The 17,807-nt window shown below is 72.2% G+C and carries 17 protein-coding genes and 1 tRNA gene; 7 read left to right on the top strand and 11 right to left on the bottom strand.

Features of this window, described 5'->3' with window-relative positions:
* Nucleotides 1-21 precede the first annotated feature (21 nt).
* Genes B5D66_RS21370 through B5D66_RS21360 form a run of 3 tightly spaced genes read right to left on the bottom strand, consistent with a single transcriptional unit; the run spans nucleotide 22 to nucleotide 2,554 of the window.
* Complete coding sequence (locus tag B5D66_RS21370; protein ID WP_078763588.1) at nucleotides 22-417, bottom strand: STAS domain-containing protein; 396 nt, start codon at nucleotides 415-417, stop codon at nucleotides 22-24.
* Complete coding sequence (locus B5D66_RS21365) at nucleotides 417-896, bottom strand: cobalamin B12-binding domain-containing protein (protein WP_078763587.1); 480 nt, start codon at nucleotides 894-896, stop codon at nucleotides 417-419. Before B5D66_RS21365 ends, B5D66_RS21370 begins: the two co-directional genes overlap by 1 nt.
* Entirely contained in the window at nucleotides 893-2,554 is a 1,662-nt protein-coding gene (locus B5D66_RS21360; RefSeq protein WP_200813741.1) for a PP2C family protein-serine/threonine phosphatase, read from the bottom strand. Before B5D66_RS21360 ends, B5D66_RS21365 begins: the two co-directional genes overlap by 4 nt.
* A 279-nt stretch (nucleotides 2,555-2,833) precedes the next feature.
* Between B5D66_RS21360 and B5D66_RS21355 the strand changes: the two genes are divergently transcribed.
* On the top strand, nucleotides 2,834-3,562 hold the full coding sequence (locus B5D66_RS21355) for a helix-turn-helix domain-containing protein (RefSeq protein ID WP_078763586.1): 729 nt from the start codon (nucleotides 2,834-2,836) through the stop codon (nucleotides 3,560-3,562).
* On the opposite strand, the gene B5D66_RS21350 is transcribed toward B5D66_RS21355, so the two are convergent.
* Nucleotides 3,538-3,936 (bottom strand): VOC family protein, encoded by a 399-nt coding sequence (locus B5D66_RS21350; protein WP_078763585.1) that lies wholly within the window; start codon nucleotides 3,934-3,936, stop codon nucleotides 3,538-3,540. The genes B5D66_RS21355 and B5D66_RS21350 overlap by 25 nt on opposite strands.
* A 139-nt stretch (nucleotides 3,937-4,075) precedes the next feature.
* On the opposite strand from B5D66_RS21350, the gene B5D66_RS21345 reads away from it, so the two are divergent.
* From B5D66_RS21345 to B5D66_RS21335, 3 genes are all read left to right on the top strand, one after another.
* The gene (locus B5D66_RS21345; protein ID WP_078763584.1) at nucleotides 4,076-4,735 is read left to right on the top strand and encodes a peptidylprolyl isomerase; all 660 of its coding nucleotides are present in this window, start codon (nucleotides 4,076-4,078) and stop codon (nucleotides 4,733-4,735) included.
* A 623-nt stretch (nucleotides 4,736-5,358) separates the two neighbouring features.
* Nucleotides 5,359-6,465 (top strand): LLM class flavin-dependent oxidoreductase, encoded by a 1,107-nt coding sequence (locus B5D66_RS21340; RefSeq protein ID WP_078763583.1) that lies wholly within the window; start codon nucleotides 5,359-5,361, stop codon nucleotides 6,463-6,465.
* Nucleotides 6,462-7,079 carry an FMN reductase gene (locus tag B5D66_RS21335; RefSeq protein WP_078763582.1) on the top strand — a complete coding sequence of 206 codons (618 nt, stop codon included), beginning with the start codon at nucleotides 6,462-6,464 and terminating at the stop codon, nucleotides 7,077-7,079. Before B5D66_RS21340 ends, B5D66_RS21335 begins: the two co-directional genes overlap by 4 nt.
* Nucleotides 7,080-7,179: 100 nt before the next feature.
* Here B5D66_RS21335 and B5D66_RS21330 read toward each other — a convergent pair whose 3' ends face one another.
* From B5D66_RS21330 to B5D66_RS21315, 4 genes are all read right to left on the bottom strand, one after another.
* A complete protein-coding gene (locus tag B5D66_RS21330) occupies nucleotides 7,180-7,572 on the bottom strand; it encodes an MmcQ/YjbR family DNA-binding protein (protein WP_078763581.1) in 393 nt (130 codons plus the stop codon).
* 685 nt (nucleotides 7,573-8,257) lie between these two features.
* Nucleotides 8,258-9,973 (bottom strand): ABC-F family ATP-binding cassette domain-containing protein, encoded by a 1,716-nt coding sequence (locus B5D66_RS21325; protein WP_078763580.1) that lies wholly within the window; start codon nucleotides 9,971-9,973, stop codon nucleotides 8,258-8,260.
* Between the two features lie 387 nt (nucleotides 9,974-10,360).
* Nucleotides 10,361-10,434 (bottom strand) — tRNA-Pro (locus B5D66_RS21320).
* Between the two features lie 66 nt (nucleotides 10,435-10,500).
* Entirely contained in the window at nucleotides 10,501-11,424 is a 924-nt protein-coding gene (locus tag B5D66_RS21315; protein ID WP_078763579.1) for a metallophosphoesterase, read from the bottom strand.
* A 189-nt stretch (nucleotides 11,425-11,613) separates the two neighbouring features.
* Between B5D66_RS21315 and B5D66_RS21310 the strand changes: the two genes are divergently transcribed.
* The gene (locus tag B5D66_RS21310; RefSeq protein ID WP_078763578.1) at nucleotides 11,614-12,069 is read left to right on the top strand and encodes a GatB/YqeY domain-containing protein; all 456 of its coding nucleotides are present in this window, start codon (nucleotides 11,614-11,616) and stop codon (nucleotides 12,067-12,069) included.
* A 61-nt stretch (nucleotides 12,070-12,130) separates the two neighbouring features.
* On the opposite strand, the gene B5D66_RS21305 is transcribed toward B5D66_RS21310, so the two are convergent.
* The 3 genes from B5D66_RS21305 to B5D66_RS21295 all read right to left on the bottom strand — a co-directional run bounded on the left by B5D66_RS21305 (nucleotide 12,131) and on the right by B5D66_RS21295 (nucleotide 16,909).
* Nucleotides 12,131-14,506: a transglycosylase domain-containing protein gene (locus B5D66_RS21305; RefSeq protein WP_078763577.1), complete on the bottom strand. Its 2,376-nt coding sequence runs from the start codon at nucleotides 14,504-14,506 to the stop codon at nucleotides 12,131-12,133.
* A 185-nt stretch (nucleotides 14,507-14,691) separates the two neighbouring features.
* Nucleotides 14,692-15,849 (bottom strand): ATPase BagB, encoded by a 1,158-nt coding sequence (locus tag B5D66_RS21300; protein WP_078763576.1) that lies wholly within the window; start codon nucleotides 15,847-15,849, stop codon nucleotides 14,692-14,694.
* Nucleotides 15,850-15,877: 28 nt separating this feature from the next.
* On the bottom strand, nucleotides 15,878-16,909 hold the full coding sequence (locus B5D66_RS21295) for an ATPase BagA (protein ID WP_078763575.1): 1,032 nt from the start codon (nucleotides 16,907-16,909) through the stop codon (nucleotides 15,878-15,880).
* Nucleotides 16,910-17,039: 130 nt separating this feature from the next.
* On the opposite strand from B5D66_RS21295, the gene B5D66_RS21290 reads away from it, so the two are divergent.
* Both B5D66_RS21290 and B5D66_RS21285 read left to right on the top strand, forming a co-directional pair.
* Nucleotides 17,040-17,213, top strand: a complete 174-nt coding sequence (locus B5D66_RS21290; RefSeq protein ID WP_078763574.1) for a Sp36 family protein — start codon at nucleotides 17,040-17,042, stop codon at nucleotides 17,211-17,213.
* Entirely contained in the window at nucleotides 17,213-17,674 is a 462-nt protein-coding gene (locus B5D66_RS21285; RefSeq protein WP_078763573.1) for a RidA family protein, read from the top strand. Before B5D66_RS21290 ends, B5D66_RS21285 begins: the two co-directional genes overlap by 1 nt.
* Nucleotides 17,675-17,807: the final 133 nt, after the last annotated feature.

Raw genomic sequence — 17,807 nt, 5'->3', positions numbered from 1 at the left:
GGCACGGCCGGGGAGGACGCGCTAGGGCGACGGTGACGAGGGGCCCGCGGCCGTGGAGACGTCGGAGCCGGGAGAGGCGGCGGGGGCGCCGCCGGCCAGGGAACAGGACAGGATCCGATTCAGCCCAGTGATGGACATGATCCTGCCCAACCGATCCGAGACGCCCGTGATGTGCAGTTCGGCGCCGGCCGCCCGTGTGCTGTTGTGCGCGTGCAACAGCCCCGACAGCCCCGAGGAGTCGCACAGGTCGACGCCCGACAGGTCGATCGACAGGGAACGGACGCCCGCGGCCAGCAGGTCGCCGACACACTCCCTCAGCTCGTCCACCGTCTCGTGGTCGAGGTCCCCGACACACCACAGGCGCACGTTCCCGGCCGCTCGGACGACCTGGATCTCCAGAGGCGTTCCGGCCGACATCACGCCCCCTCCCCGGCCGGTGTGGCGGAATCGTCGGCGCCGGCCCCCACCGCGTCCGCCCCCGCCATGAGCAGGGCGGACGATCGGGGGAAGTCGGCGAGCCGGTCACGTAGGCCCTCCAGGCCGGCGACCAGGCGTGAGGACAGCGCGTGCCACTCGCCCTCCACGCAGGCGACCGTGATCCTGCCCCGGTGGGGGCGGGGTGGGGCCTGTTCCGTGACGGCGGCCACCGCGCGCTCGCTGATCGCGGTCGCCGCGTGCTCGCGGGCGACGTCCCACCGGCCGCTCGCCCACAGCTCCCCCACCCGGCGTTGGGCCGGCGCGACCACGTCCAGCAGCAGCCGCCCGGCCGCGATGACGGAGGTCGCCGCCCCCGTCAGCAGGCCGACGGCCGCCGGCTCGTCACCCTCCGCCAGGTGGCCGAGGAACGGTTCGAGATATCCGGGCGCGCCGAGCCCGGGATCGACCGTCAGGGTCATTCGTGCCGTTCCTCTCCATTCGGGGGGCGCGCGAGGCTCAGACGGGCGCGTTCGGGGGACTGCACCGCGAGCAGCGCGATGTCGTCGTGCTCGTTGCCGCGCAGCCAGTCGCCGATGACCTGTTCGAGACGTTCGACGAGCGCGTGGGCCGGCATGCCGACGCAGGTGGCGAGCGCGGCGCGGAGCCGCTCCTCGCCGTAGAACTCCCGCCCCATCGGGCCGCCCCGCGCCTCGGTCGCGCCGTCGCTGTAGAGCAGGCAGGTCTCACCCGCGGCGAGCACGATGTCGGTGACGTCGACGCGGATGTCGGCCACCGCGCCGATCATCATTCCGCGCAGCCCGACCTCCTCGACCCGGCCGTCGCGGCGCAGGATCAGGGGCGGGGGGTGTCCGCCCGAGGCGATGCGCATATGGACGCGCCCGTGCTCGGCCGGGGCGACGTCGGCCAGGACCATCGTGGTGAAACGTTCGCGCACGGGCGGCAGCATCGCCTGGTTGAGCAGGGCCAGCAGACGCTCGGGGGAGCGTTCCAGCAACCGCAGCGTGCGCAGGCTCTGGCGCACCTTGCCGGTGAGCACGGCGGCGTGGGCGCCCTTGCCGCACACATCGCCCAGGGCGACCATGGCGGTGCTACCGGGGCCCTCGGAGGGGAAGACGTCGTAGAAGTCACCACCGACCCGTAGCGCGTCGCGGGCGGGCCAGTAGGAGGCGCCGATGCGCACCCCGTCGATCCGCGGGTCCTGTGGGGGGAGCAGGTGGTTTTGGAGCGCGTCGGCGGTCTCCAGCTGTTCGCGGTACAACGCCGCCGCGGAGATCGCTGCGCCCGCGCGCGCGGCGAACACCCGCGTCAGCAGTTCCTCGTCCTCGTCGAAGGGGGACCGGTCGGCGCGGCGGGCCAGTACGAGCGCGCCGGCGGCCACGCCGTTGCCGGGGAGGGGGACGACCAGGAGCGCCCCCGGTTCGCCGAACCCCTCGGGGAGCAGCCAGGATGGCGCCTGCGCGGGGTCGAGCCAGCGGCTGGGCACCGGGGGGAAACCGGCCAGGGCCTCGCCGAGTCCGGGAACCTCGGCCACGCGTGCCGTCGTGGTGACGTCCTCGTGGACACCGGGCTCGCCGCCGACAGCGCGGATCCAGGGGATCCGGCGCCGTTCGGGGGGCAGCACCACGACCGCCATGTCGGCGATCGCCCCGGCGGCGAGTTCGGCCGTCGTGACGGCGCAGCGCCGCAGGTTGAGCGAGGCCGAGAGCCGACTGCCCGCGGTGGCGAGGAAATCGGCCGGGGAGGGGCCGGGAGGGGGACGCTGGGTGGTGATCTCGGAGAGGCACCAGGCGATCCGGCCGTCGTCGACCTCGTGCCGGCGTCCGCGCAGTTCCCGGCCGTGGTGGAGGCCGTGGAAGTAGCCGGAGCCCGCGGTCGCGGCGTCACCGAGGGGACCGGTGTGGGGCTGTTCGACGGTCTGGCCGGCCCGAAGGCCGGGAACCAGGTCGTGGGCGGCGTTGGTGACGAGTTCGACGACACCGTCGGCGGAGCAGAGGACGACCGCGTCCCCCAGCTCGTCCAGGAGGGCGCGCACCGCGCCGAATCCGAGGTGTCCGTCGGGAGCGGTCCAGGCGGTCGGACCCGGCGGTCCTGAGGAGGCCGTGTGCTTTCCGGTCACTGCGTCGTCCGGGGCTTACGGGGGGATCGGGGACGTTTCGCCTGTGGAAGCGATTGGCCCGCGCGGCTTTGCCCCATATGTCCTACTCCTCTGCGACCTTCTCCCCGGCGGGTCGCTCTCCAGAAGGAGCGTGCCCTCAAGGTCCAGCGGAAAACGATCCCGGACTTCACTGCCACGGTCGCCGCGCCGCCAAACATCAAGATCCCGTCCCGCGTCCTCCGAACGACGGGCGCGCGCCCGACGCCGCCCCGCGGGAGAGGCCGCTGCGAGACTGGGGACATGTACCGGGAGAGAGCATCACGCCTGTCCGAGGTGGTGGCGTGGCAGGGCCGGGCACCCGACGACGGCTCCACACCGACGGTCCTGCCCGACGGGTGCACCGACCTCATCTGGAACGACGGCGGCCTGCTGGTGGCCGGACCGGACACCGGCGCCCACCCCGCCCAGGGACGGCCGGGAAGCCGCTATGTGGGGCTGCGCTTTCCCCCGGGGATGGGACCGGTGGTCTTCGGGGTGGCGGCGCGCGAACTACGCGACCTGCGGGTCCCCCTGGCCGACCTGTGGCCACGGGCGGAGGTCGAACGCCTCACGGAGGCGACCGCCGGCGCCGCCGACCCCCTCGCGGCATTGGAGGGGATCGCGGCCGGACGGTTGCGCCGGAACGGACCCGTCGACCCCTCGCTCCGCGCGGTCGCGCGGCACCTCGCCCTCGGCCGGACGGTCACCGCCACGGCCGAGGCCGTCGGGCTCGGCCAGCGCAGCCTCCACCGCCGTTGCCTGGAGGCGTTCGGCTACGGTCCCAAGACCCTCGCCCGCATCCTGCGGATGAACCGGGCCCTGGACGCGGCCAGGGCCGGTGTGCCCCTCGGCGAGGTGGCGGCGACAGCGGGCTACGCCGACCAACCCCACATGTCCCGTGAGGTGAGGGCGTTGACGGGACGATCGATAGGCCGGCTCGTGGGCGGGCGGGCCGGGGGTTCCGCTCATCCCTCGGGCAGCGGGGCGTAGAGGTCGACGCCGTTGCCATCGGGGTCGTGGACCACCGCGTAGCGCTGTCCCCACACGGCGTCCCACGGTTCCCGGTGTCCGTGATAGCCGGCACCGACCAGATCGGCGTAGACGCAGTCCACCTCCTCCGGATCGGCGCAGGCGAACGCCAGCGCGGCACCGGGTCCTCCCGAGGGCGGCCTCCAATCGGGGTCGAAGGAGCGGATGGTCTCGGCGGTGTCCCACATCAACCGCAGGCCGCCGGGCAGCACCACCTCGGCGTGGGGGGCGGTGTCGGCCGAGGCCGGGATCTCCAGACCGAGCCGGCGGTAGAAGGCCAGCGTCTTGCCCATGTCGGCCGCGACGAGGCCGACCGCGTTGAGTACGGGTTTCATGGGACCGACGTTAGGACGAAAGGCCCGCGCCGTCTTGAACGGAACGGACACCGGGGGACGGGAGGGACCGCGCGCCCGGGGCGCGCCACCGGGCCCTAGCCTGAGGGGGTACGCGCACGAACCCCTGAGAGGTACCCCGATGAACCGTTTCGCCAGGACTGCGGCCGGCGGGCTGCTCGGTGGCGCACTCCTCGCGACGGCGGCCTGCGCTGGCTCCGCCCCGTCGTCTCCGTCGTCTCCCCAGGACGACGCGGCGTCGTCACCGGCCGCCGAGGTGGACGTCTCCGACGTCGAAGGCGCGACGCTGGCCACCAGCAAGGGGGACATCGAGGTCGTGCTCTTCCCCGACCAGGCACCCCAGACCGTCGCCAACTTCGTCCAGCTCGCCGAGGGCGACAAGGTCGCCAACCCCCGCACCGGCAAGGACGAGTTCTACGACGGGACGATCTTCCACCGCGTCATCCCCGACTTCATGATCCAGGGCGGTGACCCCGAGGGCACGGGAACCGGTGGACCCGGTTACGCCTTCGAGGACGAGATCGTCGCCGACCTCACCTTCGACGCCCCGGGGAAGCTGGCCATGGCCAACTCGGGTCCCGACACCAACGGATCGCAGTTCTTCATCACCTCGGCGGCGACGCCGTGGTTGGACGGAGCCCACACGATCTTCGGCGAGGTCGCCGATGACGAGAGCAACGAGGTGGTGGCCGCGATCTCCGCGGTCGAGACCGATCCGGCCGACCGGCCGGTCGAGGACGTCGTCTTGGAGTCGGTCACCATCCACCGCGCCGGCGACTGAGCCCGGGGCCCGGCCGGCCGTAACGCGCCTTCCGCCGTGCTCCGCCGCGTGGGCCGGGTTCGCGCCGTCGCGGCCGTCCCCGCCGAGCGTCCTCGGTGGTCGCCCGGGTCCGGGGGGCGCCGGCCGTCTTCGGGGCGCGGGACCCGCCCCCTATGGGCCTTCCGCGCCAGGGGTGCAGGGCGGTTTCCCGCGTGCTCGCGGGCCGGCGTGCCCCGGCGGCGAGGCCGGCAGGGGCCGGCCTCGCCGTGTTCTCCCGGGAGGGACGCGCCGGGCCGGCCCGCTCGTCGCCGTCGGCGCGGGGAAGGCGCACCAGGGGCGCGGTGTCTCCGGGGGAGGTGCCGAGGGGCGTCCTCCCCTCGCCGATCACGTCCGTCCGTCGTTCCCGCACCGCTCACGGGGACGGGGTCGGCCCGCTGACGACAGAAGCGGGGTGAGCGGAATCCCTCGGGGGCACCACGTGCGGCGGACGCCGAGGCCCGCGGGCGTTCACCGGCTCCGGGCTGGAGAAGGCCCTTTGAGCGGGCGGCGCATCCGAAGCGACCTGGCGGAATGGAACCGGGGCGAGATATGTTCTGGGGAAGTAGTTGAAAAAGCAACTAAAGCAGGCAGGTTCGGAGGGCGCTATGCAGTTCGGGATCTTCACGGTCGGCGACGTCACGACCGATCCCACGACGGGACGCACGCCGTCCGAGGCCGAGCGGATCAAGGCGATGGTCGCGATCGCGCTGAAGGCCGAGGAGGTCGGCCTGGACGTGTTCGCCACCGGCGAGCACCACAACCCTCCGTTCGTGCCCTCCTCGCCCACCACCATGCTCGGCTACATCGCCGCGCGCACCGAGCGGCTCATCCTGTCCACCGCGACCACCCTGATCACCACCAACGACCCGGTCAAGATCGCCGAGGACTACGCCATGCTCCAGCACCTGGCCGACGGCCGGGTGGACCTGGTGCTGGGCCGCGGCAACACCGGGCCGGTCTACCCCTGGTTCGGCCAGGACATCCGCCAGGGCATCCCGCTGGCCGTCGAGAACTACCACCTGCTGCACCGGTTGTGGCGCGAGGACGTCGTCGACTGGGAGGGGCGCTTCCGCACCCCGCTCCAGGGCTTCACCTCCACCCCGCGGCCCCTCGACGGCGTCCCGCCGTTCGTGTGGCACGGTTCCATCCGCAGCCCCGAGATCGCCGAACAGGCCGCCTACTACGGTGACGGCTTCTTCGCCAACAACATCTTCTGGCCCAAGGAGCACTACATCCGCCTGATCAACCTGTACCGCAGGCGCTTCGAGCACTACGGTCACGGGACCGCCGACGAGGCCATCGTCGGCCTGGGCGGACAGGTGTTCATGCGCAAGAACTCCCAGGACGCGGTGCGGGAGTTCCGGCCCTACTTCGACAACGCCCCCGTGTACGGCCACGGGCCGTCGCTGGAGGAGTTCACCGAGCAGACGCCGCTGACCGTGGGCAGCCCCCAGCAGGTCATCGACCGCACCCTGAAGTTCCGCGAGTACTTCGGCGACTACCAGCGCCAGCTCTTCCTCATGGACCACGCGGGCCTGCCGCTCAAGACCGTCCTGGAACAGCTCGACATCCTGGGCGAGGAGGTCGTGCCGGTCCTGCGCAAGGAGTTCGCCGCGCGGCGCCCCGCCGGCGTTCCCGACGCGCCCACCCACGCGAGCCTGCGGGAGGCCGCCGCCCGCACCGCCACCGACACCGCGAAGGAGCAACGATGACCCGGACCAGGATCGCCGTCGTCTCCGCCGGCCTGAGCGTGCCGTCCTCCACGCGGCTGCTCGCCGACCGGCTGGCCGAGGCCGCACAGCGCTCCCTGCGGGAGCGCGGCGCCGATCCGGTCGTGGACGTGATCGAACTGCGCGACCACGCCCGCGACCTCGCCAACAACCTGCTCACCGGCTTTCCCGCCGGAGAGCTCAAGACCGCGCTGGACACGGTCGTCACCGCTGACGGGCTCATCGCGGTCACCCCGGTGTTCAACGCCTCCTACAGCGGGCTGTTCAAGACGTTCTTCGACGTCGTCGAGGCGGACGCGCTGTCGGGCATGCCCGTCCTGCTCGGGGCCACCGGCGGATCGGCCCGGCACTCCCTCGTGCTGGAGCACGCGATGCGTCCCATGTTCGCCTACCTGCGCTCGATCGTCGTGCCGACCGCCGTCTACGCGGCGTCGGAGGACTGGGGCGGCGCGGGCGACGCGAGCGGCGGGCTCGCCGACCGGATCGACCGCGCCGCAGGGGAGCTCGCCGGCCTGGCCGTCGGCTCCGGCCGGTCGTCCCGGCCCGACCCCTACGACGAGCCGACGCCGTTCCTCGACCTCCTCGGCGGGAACTGACCCCCTCCGCCCCCGCCCGCGCGGGGGCGGCGCCCGGTCACGGGCGCGGAGAGGAGCCCGCCGGGCCACGAAGGGCGTGGACCGTCTCCCCGGTGCCCGATCAGGAGGGGAGCGGGGGCGTGTCCTCGCCCAGGAGCGCGGTCAGCCGTTCCCGGTCGGCCCTGCGCAGCTTCGCCACGACCTGCAGGTAGGAGTGCCTGAGCATCTCCAGCAGCTCGTCGTCGGGAACCGTGCCGTCGAGGACGACGGTGTTCCAGTGCCGCTTGTCCAGGTGGTAGCCGGGGAGCACGGCCGGGAACTCGGCGCGCAGCTCCAGGGCCAGCGAGGGCTCGCACTTGAGCGTCACCCGGGCGGGACGGTCCTCGTCGGAGTCGCTGAGCAGGGCGAACATCCGCTCCGCGGTCTTGTAGACGAGCGCTCCCGGACCGAACGGCTCGGTCTCGACGGCCTCGGGAAACCACAGCGCGGCGTCCATGAACTGCTGCGGGGTCATGGGAGTCGTCCTCCTCGGACTACCTGCGCCCAACGGCGCCATCGGTGATCCGGCCCATCCTGGCACCCGGCTGTGACGTTTCGGCCCCGTGAGGCGCGCGGAACGTCGCGTGCTGTCCAGCGGGAGACCGCCGGACGGCCGCACCACTGGGCACCGAGAGGGCTCACCGGTGACCGGGCGGGCCGGCGACGGCCACGCCCCCTCCACGTCCCGTGCCGGACGACGCCGTGCCGGTGCCGGAGGACCTCACCTCCCGGCGGGAGACGACCCGCCTTCCGCGCTCCCCCGCGAACGCCCGTCGCCCGGCCGAGGACGGTGACCGCGGGCAGGGGCCGCGTTCACCGGTTCGGGGCGGAGCGCCGTACGCCCGGGCCGTCCCTTCGAGGGACCGGTGTGCCGAGGCCGCGCGGAGGACCGATGGGGAACAGCGGCTCGTCACCGGGTCCGTGGCGGCGAACCCGCCGTGCTCCAGGCCCGCTGTTCCCGGGGAGGGGACGGCTCCGCCGCCCCGCCCCCGCTCCTCGGACGGTTCCCCGGCCGCCGCCCGGACTCCCCACGAGCCGGGACGGGGCACGACGGGGGACGGTCACCACGCCCGGGAGGGCGGTGGGACCGTCCCGCCGCACCGCCGCCGCGGGCCCGATCGGCGGAACCGGACGAGGGCGGCGGGGCGGGGACTACCGGGTCACCGGCCGGACTCCCCGGCTCCCGCGGAGACGGCCAGGGACGGCCAGGACGCGAGGTCGGCGAGCATCTGGCGGTCGTGCGTGGCGATGACGACGGCCGCCGGGGTGTCCCGCAGGGCGTCGGTGAGCTCGTCGACGAGCAGCGACGACAGGTGGTTCGAGGGCTCGTCGAGGATCACCAGGTCAGGCCGTTCGGCCAGGCACAATGCGAGGTGCAGGCGGCGCTTCTGCCCCTCCGACATCCGCCCGACGGGCGTGCGGAGCGCCTCGGCGTCCAACAGGCCCGTGGCGCGCGGCGAGACGAGGTCGGACTCGGCCACCTTCCCTTGTGACACGAGCCGTTCGACGTGCGTCCGGTAGACCTCGTGCGCCTGGACGTCGTCCGCCCAGGCCGGGACCTCCTGGGACAGGTGAGCGATCCGGGTGCCGTCGGATCTGCGCACCGAACCGCCCGTCGGGGCGATGGCACCGGTCAGGACCCCGAGCAGGGTGGACTTGCCGGCCCCGTTCGGGCCGGTGACCAGCAGTCGGTCGCCGCCGTCGATCTCCAGGGAGACCGGGGTGTGCAGGCGTCCCGCGACGGTCACGTCGTCGCACCTCAGGATGGGGGCGCCGGGCTTGGTGGGCAGGTGCGGCCACTGTAGTGAGAGCGGTGGCCGGGGGACCGTGATCCGATGCGCCTCCAGGGCCTCCTGCCTGCGTTTGAGGCTCTGCACCACGCCCGGGGCGTGCGACTGCCGCTGGTGCTTCCCGGTGCCCTTGTCCGGTCGCCACCCGGTGGACAGCCGGTTGCGGGCCTCCTGTACCGCCTGCGCCAGTCTGGCGTGCTCGGCCCGCTGCGTCTCGTACTCCTGGGTCCAGCGTTCGCGTTCGCGTCGCCGGCCCTCCTGCCAGCCCGTATAGCCGCCGGAGAACACGCGCGGGCGTCCGTCCATGCTCGGGTCCAGGTCGAGGAAGTCGTCGGCGACCTCGCGCAGGAGCGCGCGGTCGTGGGTGACGATCATCAGGCCGCCGGAATGCGAGCGTAGACGCGAGGCCAGGAACGCCTGCGCGCCGGCGTCGAGGTGGTTGGTCGGCTCGTCCAACAGCAGGATGTCGTGGTTGGCGCCGAGCAGGCACGCCAGGCGCACGCGGTAGCGCTCGCCGACGGACAGGGTGGCGAGTTCCCGGTCCCGGTCGGTGCACGCGCCGAGTCCCTCCAGGGCGACGTCGACCCTGCGGTCGGCGTCCCAGGCGTCGAGCCGCATGGCGGCGTCGAGCGCCGCCGTGTACAGGGCGTCCGCGCCCTCGTCGCCGGTCTCAAGGGCCTCCGTGGTGCGGTCCAGCGCGTGCAGGGCCAGGTGTGAGAGGCGCACCGACGCGGCGACCAGGGTGCCGACGGTCTCACCGTTGCGGGACGCGAGCGACTGGTGGACGACGCCCACCGTGCCCGCGCGCTCCACCTGGCCGTCGTCGGGCGCGAGGTCGCCGGCGAGGACCCGCAGCAGCGTCGTCTTGCCCCGGCCGTTCTCTCCCACGAGCGCCACGCGCGACCGTTGGGAGATCGTGGCGTCGACGTCGGCGAGGACCGGACGTCCGCCGAGGACGACCCGGACCCCGCGGGCGCGGACGTGCGCGTTCGCGCCGGCCGGGAGCCGCCCGGCCGCGTTCAGTGCGGAGAGGAGTTCGTGTGTCGAGCGGCTGGACAGCCGGTCGTGTGAGGGACGTGCTTCCAAGGTGTGCTCCACGTTTCGCGGCGGAGCCGGGCAGCACAAGAAGACCGCCCGGCGGGACGACCGGGACGGCGGACACACGAGAGATGGAAGAAGAGCTCGATGCCGCGCCGTCAGGCGCGGAGACGAGGCCTCATGAAAGCGGTACCCGTATACACGCCGACCACGGTACCCGACCAGGGACACCGGAGCGAGGGAATATCCGCATGGCCCCTCAGGGCGAGAAAGCGGCCGTCCGCCCACGCGCCCGGACGCCGGTGGCCCCGGTGAACGGGTGTGGACAGGGCCGGCTCCGCCGGGGCGATGTGCGATGAACGTGCAGGGGAAGCCGGATCCCGACCGCCGAGAACGAAAAACGGGTGCCCACCTGAGTGGACACCCGTTCCTCCGTCGGGGTGGCGGGATTTGAACCCACGACCTCTTCGTCCCGAACGAAGCGCGCTGCCAAGCTGCGCTACACCCCGAAGCAACAAGGAAGAGTCTAGCGGACTGCGCGGGGTGCTCGCACATCGAAGGAGACGCGGGGTGGATCAGGCGCGGGGAACCAGGTCGAGCAGGGACGCCTCGGGACGGCAACAGAAGCGGACCGGCGCGTAGGGCGAGGTTCCCAGACCGCCCGACACGTGCAGCCAGGACGCGCCGTTGCGGCTCAGTCCCCAGGCGCGGCGGCGGTCGATCCCGCAGTTGGTGACCAGCGTCCCATAGAACGGCAGGCACAGCTGGCCGCCGTGGGTGTGGCCGGCCAGCAGGAGCTGGTAGCCGTCGTCGGTGAAGCGGTCCAGGTTCGCCGGCTCCGGCGAGTGCATCACCCCCAGCCGCACGTCGGCCGCCGGATCGGCCGGTCCGGCGACGGCGTCGTAGCGGTCCAGCTTGATGTGGGAGTCGTGGATCCCGGCCAACGCCACGTCCAGGCCACCGGCCTTCAGATGCCCCTTGTGGTTGTTCAGGTCCAGCCAGCCCGACGCGCCCATCGCCGCCCCCAGCTCCCGCCACGGCAGGTCCGGGACCTTGCGCTTGCGGTAGTCGGCCTTGCTGCTGCGCCACAGGTAGCGGGCCGGGTTCTTCGGCTGCGGCGAGAACAGGTCGTTGGAGCCGTACACGAACGCCCCCGGCCGTTCCAGCAGCGGTCCCAGCGCGTCGATGAACGGGCCGACCGCGTCCGGGTGCGCCAGCGAGTCGCCGGTGTTGACGACGAGGTCCGGCTCGTGGGCGTCCAGCCCGCGGATCCAGTCGATCAGCATCCGGCGCCCCGGCGTGAGATGGGCGTCGGACAGGTGGAGCACGCGCAGGCGCGGGCTGCCGGGAGCCAGCAGCGGGATCTCATAGCGCCGCAGCCGGAACCAGTTCCGTTCGATCACCGAGGCGTAGGCCACCCCCGCCACCCCGATGGCGCCGGTGATCGCGGCCGTCCGGCCCGCCACCCGCAGCGCCCTGCCCACCCTGCTCGCCGTCATGTGCAACCTCCGCATCGATGCTGTCGGAAAGGACCGGAGCCCTGCTGCCGTCCGGTCCACCGGGGACCCGAGCCGCGTCGGGCCGGAAAAGCCCATGCCCCTTCCAGCGGGCAGTGGGAGAATCCCACCGTCGCCCGCTGTCGCGCCGCGGCGGCGGGAAAGAAACGGGAAAACGTCACGAGGAGCCTCATGTCCGGGTTGAAAGCCACGCTCAAGTCCGACCTCACCGCCGCGATGAAGGCACGTGACGAGGTGCGGACCCGGACCCTGCGCATGGTCTTGACCGCCGTCTCCAACGAGGAGGTCGCCGGCGAGTCCGCCCGCGAGCTCAGCGACGACGAGATCGTCAAGGTCATCACGCGCGAGGCGAAGAAGCGCCGCGAGGCCGCCGAGGCCTTCGACAAGGGAGGACGTCCCGAGAAGGCCGCCGACGAGCGTGCCGAGGGCGAGGTTCTCGCCGGGTACCTCCCGGCCCAGCTCACCGACGCCGAGCTGGCCGAGGTCGTCGCCGCGGCGATCGCCGAGACCGGGGTCGGTGACGTCAAGGGTATGGGCAAGGTCATGAAGGTGGTCAACCCGAAGATCGCCGGCCGGGCCGAGGGGGGCCGCGTGGCCGCCGAGGTCAAGAGGCAGCTCGGCGCCTAGAAACGCGGCCGGCCGGTGCGGGGCGCCCGCACCGGCCGGAGTCCGTGCCGGGGAACGAGGGCTAATCCTCGCTCCGGCCCGGGGCGAACATCGCCGGGACCACGCCGGGGGCGGCCCCGGCGCCGGGCGCGGCGGCGCCGCCCCCTTCACCGTTGCTGATGAAGACGTTCACCGTCGCCCCCGACGGCAGCGCCGTTCCGGCGTTGGGGTTGACGGCCGCCACGGTGCCCTCGGGCTGGCCGGAGCGGATCGGGTTGGGCGAGACGTTGACCGTGTACCCGGCCGCCTCCAGGGCGCTCACCGCCGCGTCGCGCCCCTGTCCCACCACATCGGGGACCCCCGCGGTGTTGGAGGTCGGTGTCGCCTGGGCGTTGTCCTCGGGGTCGTTACGGGGCTCCGAGGTGGAGCCGTACCGTCCCGGAGCGCTGGAGAAGCCCTCCTCGGGGAGCTTCTGTACCGCCTCGCGCATCGTGTCGCGCCAGATCGGCCCGGGGATCGTCGCGCCGTAGACCACGCCGTAGTAGGTTCCGCCCAGCGTGATGTTGCGCAGCGGGTACTGCTGCGGCCCGCGAGGGTCGCCGACGAACACGGCGCTGGCCAGGTTCGGGGTGTATCCGGCCAGCCACGCGCTCGCCGACCCGTCGGTGGTGCCGGTCTTGGCCGCGGCGGGACGACCGATCTCCAGACCGCTGGTCGTGCCCCCCTTGAACGTCTGCTGCAGCAGGTAGCTGACCCCGTCGGCGACCTCCTCGGAGATCCGCCGCTCGCACTCGTTGTCCATCTCGATCGTCTTGCCGGACTGACGGTCCTCGATCTTGGTGATGGCCTGCGGGGCGCAGTAGACGCCGCCGGAGGCGAAGGTGGCGTAGGCGTTGGCCACGGTCATCGGCGACACCTCCTCGCTTCCGAGGGTGAAGGAGTTGTTGCCCTGGGTCCGGGGGTTGTCGAACGACTCGCCGTCGGCGCGGTGCACGCCCAGCTTCTCGGCCATCTTGATGACGTCACACAGGCCGACACGCTTCTGCAGCTGCGCGAAGTAGGTGTTCACCGACCCCTTGGTGCCCGACACCATGTTGTGCGTTCCGGCGTTGCTCTCGCCGGAGTTGCGCACCGGCCATGGGGCGAGGGTCTGCCCGTCGCAGTTGGTCTGCCCGGTGACGGTCATCTCGGTGGGGGAGTTGAAGGAGGTGCCGAAGCCCATCCCCTCCTCCAACGCCGCGGCCAGGGTGATCGCCTTGAAGGTGGAACCGGCCTGGAAGCCCGTGCTGCCGCCCCGGTTGGCGTCGGTCGCGAAGTTGATCGAGGTCTCGCCGAGGTTGGCCTCGTCCGGACCGTAGTTGCGGCTCTGCACCATGGCGCGGATCTCGCCGCTGCCCGGCTCGATCAGCACCTGGGCGGCGACCTTGCGCGACTCGTTCTTGCGCGGCACGTACTTGTCGACCGCCTCCTGGGCGGCCTGCTGCATGTCCGGGTCGAGCGTGGTGTAGATCTTCAGCCCGGCGGTGCGCAGCCAGCGGGCGCGGTCGGTCTCGGTCTCGCCGAACTGTTCGTTCTTCTCGATCTCCTGGACGATGTAGTCGCAGAAGAACGGCTGGTCGCTGGGCATGCAGCCGTTACTGGGAGAGGTGATGTCGAGTTCGAGTTCCTTGGCCTTGGCCTCGGCGGCCTGCTCCTGGGTGATCACCCCGGTGTCGACCATCCGGTCGAGGACCACGTTGCGCCGGTCCAGCGCGTCGTCGGGGTTGAGCCGGGGGTTGTACAGGTAGGGGTAGCGGACCAGGCCGGCCAGTGTCGCGGCCTGCTCCAGGTTCAGGTCCTTGGCGCTGACGTTGAAGAAGTGCTGCGCGGCGGATTCGGCCCCGTAGGCGCCGTCGCCGAAGTAGGCGATGTTGAGGTAGCCCTCGAGGATCTCCTCCTTGGACATCCGCTGTTCCAGGGCGACCGCGTAGCGCAGCTCGCGGACCTTACGGGCGAGGGTGGTCTCGCGCGCCTCCTCCTGTTCGGCCTGTGAGGTCGCGCTCTCGATCAGCACGTTCTTGACGTACTGCTGGGTCAGCGACGATCCACCCTGGGTGTTGCCGCTGATCGTGCGCAGGGCCGCGCGGAAGGTGCCGGCGATGTCGATGCCGCCGTGCTCGTAGAAGCGGCTGTCCTCGATCGAGATGATCGCGTCCTGCATGACGGGGGCGATGTCGTCGAGCTCGACCAGTTCACGGTTCTGGTCGTAGATCTCGGCGATCACCCCGCCCTCGATGTCGTAGATGACCGACCGTTGTGGGGGAGGCGGTGTCTCCAGCTCTCCCGGCATGTTGAGGAAACCGGTCGCGACGTTGCGAGCGGTGATGCCGACACCGCCGAGTGCCGGCAAGGCGAGCGCGGCGACGAGCACACCGGCGACGACGCCGACGCCGACCAGCTGACTGATTTTCTGCAGCAATGTCCCCTGTCCCACCCATCCAGACTACGTGTGGCCCGCAACGAACTGAGCGGTGAAGAGAAGCGGGAGGCCCCCGTTTTCGGCCCCGCCATAAATAGGAAACCCACACATATCTTTCCATGATCACGAAGCGCTTCGGAGGCTTCCCGGGAAGCGGCGACGCGCCCATCGACCCGGCCGCGATGTCATGGCCGGTCCGCGCCGTCGGCCAGCGCACGCCCGATCACGCGCAACCCGTCGAGGTCGTTCACGTCCTCGGGCTGGGCCGGGACCTCGGCCAGCGCGACCTCCGGATGGACCGAGGTGAAACGGGCGCGCAACCGGGACTCGGCGTCGCGTACACGTGCGCTCTCGGCGTGCAACCGTAGCGCGGCGGCGGCGAGCGGATGCTCCCCGTGCTCGTCCAGGGCCTCGGCCGCGGCCAGACTACGGACGGACGACAACTGGGGCACCCCGGTGGAGTGCACACGGTTCAGGACCAGTCCGGCCAACGGCATCCGGTCGCCCCTGAGCCGCTCCACGAAGTAGGACGCCTCGCGGAGCGCGTCCCCTTCGGGGATCGCCACCACGACGAAGGCGGTGCCGGGGGCCTGCAACAGGCGGTAGGTGCGCTCGGCCCGCTCCTGGAAGCCGCCGAAGACCGCGTCGAAGGCGGACACGAACCGTTGCACGTCGGTCAGCAGCTGGGTGCCCACCACCTTGCCGACGATGCCCGTGACCATCCCGAAGCCCGCGCCGAGCAGGCGCAGCGCCCGGCCCCCGCCCTTCGCGGGGGCCGACAGGAAGCGGATGAGCCGACCGTCGAGGAAACGGCCCAACCGTTTCGGGGCGTCGAGGAAATCCAGCGCCGACCTGCTCGGGGGCGTGTCCACGACGATCAGATCCCACTCGCCCGATTCGCGGAGCTGGCCCAGTTTCTCCATGGCCATGTACTCCTGGGTGCCGGAGAAGCCGGAGGAGAGCGACTGGTAGAAGGGGTTGGCGAGGATCTGCTCTGCTCGGCCGGGGTCGGCATGGGCCTCGACGACCTCGTCGAACGTGCGCTTCATGTCCAGCATCATCGCGTGCAGCGACCCACCGTCCTCCCGGGATCCGGGGTCGCGCAGCGGCACCGGCCGCGGTGTGTTGTCCAGCTCGGACAGGCCCAGCGCCTGAGCCAGGCGGCGGGCCGGATCGACCGTGATGACCACGGCGTGCCGCCCGCGTTCGGCGGCCCGCAGGGCCAGCGCGGCGGCCGTCGTCGTCTTGCCCACGCCGCCCGAACCGCAGCACACGATGATCCGGGTGGCGGGATCGTCCAGAAGAACGTCGATGTCCAGGCGGGGCGGTCCGGTTGGGTTCATCTTGGTCTCCTTCTCCCGAGCCGGTCGTTCACGCGGCACCCTGGTCGCGCAGCGTCTCGGCCAGCCGGTACAGCCCGGCCAGGTCCACACCGTCGGTGAGCAGGGGGAGCTCGTAACGGGGACGGCCGGCGGAGGCCAGCCGGTCGCGCACGTCCGACTCCAGCCGGACCCGCAGCGCGTGGCCGACGAGCTCGTCGGCCAGCCCGCGCGCGATCTCCTCGGGGTGCTCCAGTCCGGCGGCCTTCACCCCCTGGACGAGCGCGGCGGTGTCGGTCTCGCCCAGGGCGGCTCTGGCCAGGGTGTCGGGGTCCAACAGGGGAGGCCGGACCATGTTGACGAGGACACCGCCGACGTTCAGCCCCGCCCCGGCCACCTCGGCGATACCGTCGAGGCACTCCTGGGCGGGCATCTCCTCGAGGAGGGTCGCGAAGTGCACGACCGTCTCGGCGGAGCGGATGACCTCCATGACCCGGTCGGCGTGGTTGCGGATGGGGCCGGACCTGGCCAGGCCCGCCACCTCGGCGTTGACGTTGAGGAACTGGGCGATGCGCCCCGTGGGAGGGGCGTCCATCACCACGGCGTCGTAGACGAACGGGGCGGGCGCGTCCGTACCCGGCGCGTCGCGTCGGGCCCGGTCGCGCCGGACCCGGCGGCGGACCGCCTCGGTGGCCTTGCCGGTGAGAAGGACGTCGCGTACGCCCGGGGCGATGGTCGTCGCGAAGTCGATGACCCCGAAACGGGTGAGCACCTCGCCGGCCCGCCGCAGGCCGTAGAACATCTCCAGGTACTCCAGCAGGGCCGCCTCGGGGTCGACGGCCAGCGCGTGGACCTCGCCGCCGCGCGGGGCGACCGCGACGCGCCGCTCCTCGTAGGGCAGGGGCGGGCAGTCGAACAGCTGCGCGACGCCCTGCCGGCCCTCGACCTCGACCAACAGCACCCTGCGCCCCCCGGACGCCAGGGCCAGGGCGAGCGAGGCGGCAAGGGTGGTCTTGCCCGTGCCACCCTTGCCGGTGACGACGTGCAGGCGGACACCGTCCCAATCACGTTCGCGTGCGCTCACCCCAGGAAGTCTATGGTCGCCCTCCGAACCGGGGCCGTTCGTCCACAGGACGATGTGAGACGGCGCCTATTCCGGCGGTGCGGGCGGGCTCACCGGTCATCGGAGGCGCGTCATGAGTAAGGTGTCGCTCATGACGAAGTGGGAGTACGCGACCGTGCCGCTGTTGTCGCACGCGACGAAGCAGATCCTGGACAACTGGGGAGAGGACGGCTGGGAGCTGGTCTCGGTCATCCCGGGACCCTCCGTCGACGGCGATCCGCGCAACCAGCAGCTGGTCGCCTACATGAAGAGGGAAAAGGCGTAGTGGCGACCCCCGAGGAGCGCATCGCCGAACTGGGGCTGGAGCTCCCGGAGGTGGCCCGTCCCGTCGCCGCCTACGTGCCGGCCGTGCGCAGCGGCGACCACGTCCACACCTCCGGACAGCTGCCCTTCGAGGGCGGTCGGCTCGCCGCCACCGGCAAGGTCGGTGCCGAGGTCGATCCCGACCAGGCCAAAGGGCTCGCCGCGTTGTGCGCGCTCAACGCCATCGCCGCGGTCAAGGCCGAGGTCGGGGAGCTGTCGCGGATCCGGCGCGTGGTCAAGGTCGTCGGCTTCGTCGCCAGCGACCCGGCCTTCACCGGTCAGCCCCAGGTGATCAACGGCGCCAGCGAGCTGCTCGGCGAGGTGTTCGGCGACCTCGGCGCGCACGCCCGTAGCGCGGTCGGCGTGGCGGTCCTGCCGCTGGACGCGCCGGTCGAGGTCGAGATGACCGTCGAGGTCGACTAAAGGCGGGGGCCGCCGTGCCCCGGGGAGGACGACCATGGCAGACCAGCACCGTCCGACGCGCCCAGCACGTCCGTCCGCGGCCCTGGGAGCCCAGGGCCGCGGCACGCCCGCCAGGGGCGCGCGCCCCGTCGAG

The organism is Marinactinospora thermotolerans DSM 45154, assembly GCF_900167435.1.
GTDB classification, from domain to species: Bacteria; Actinomycetota; Actinomycetes; order Streptosporangiales; family Streptosporangiaceae; genus Marinactinospora; species Marinactinospora thermotolerans.
Note: the sequence above shows the minus strand (reverse complement) of the source record. Positions and strands in the feature narration are given on the sequence as shown.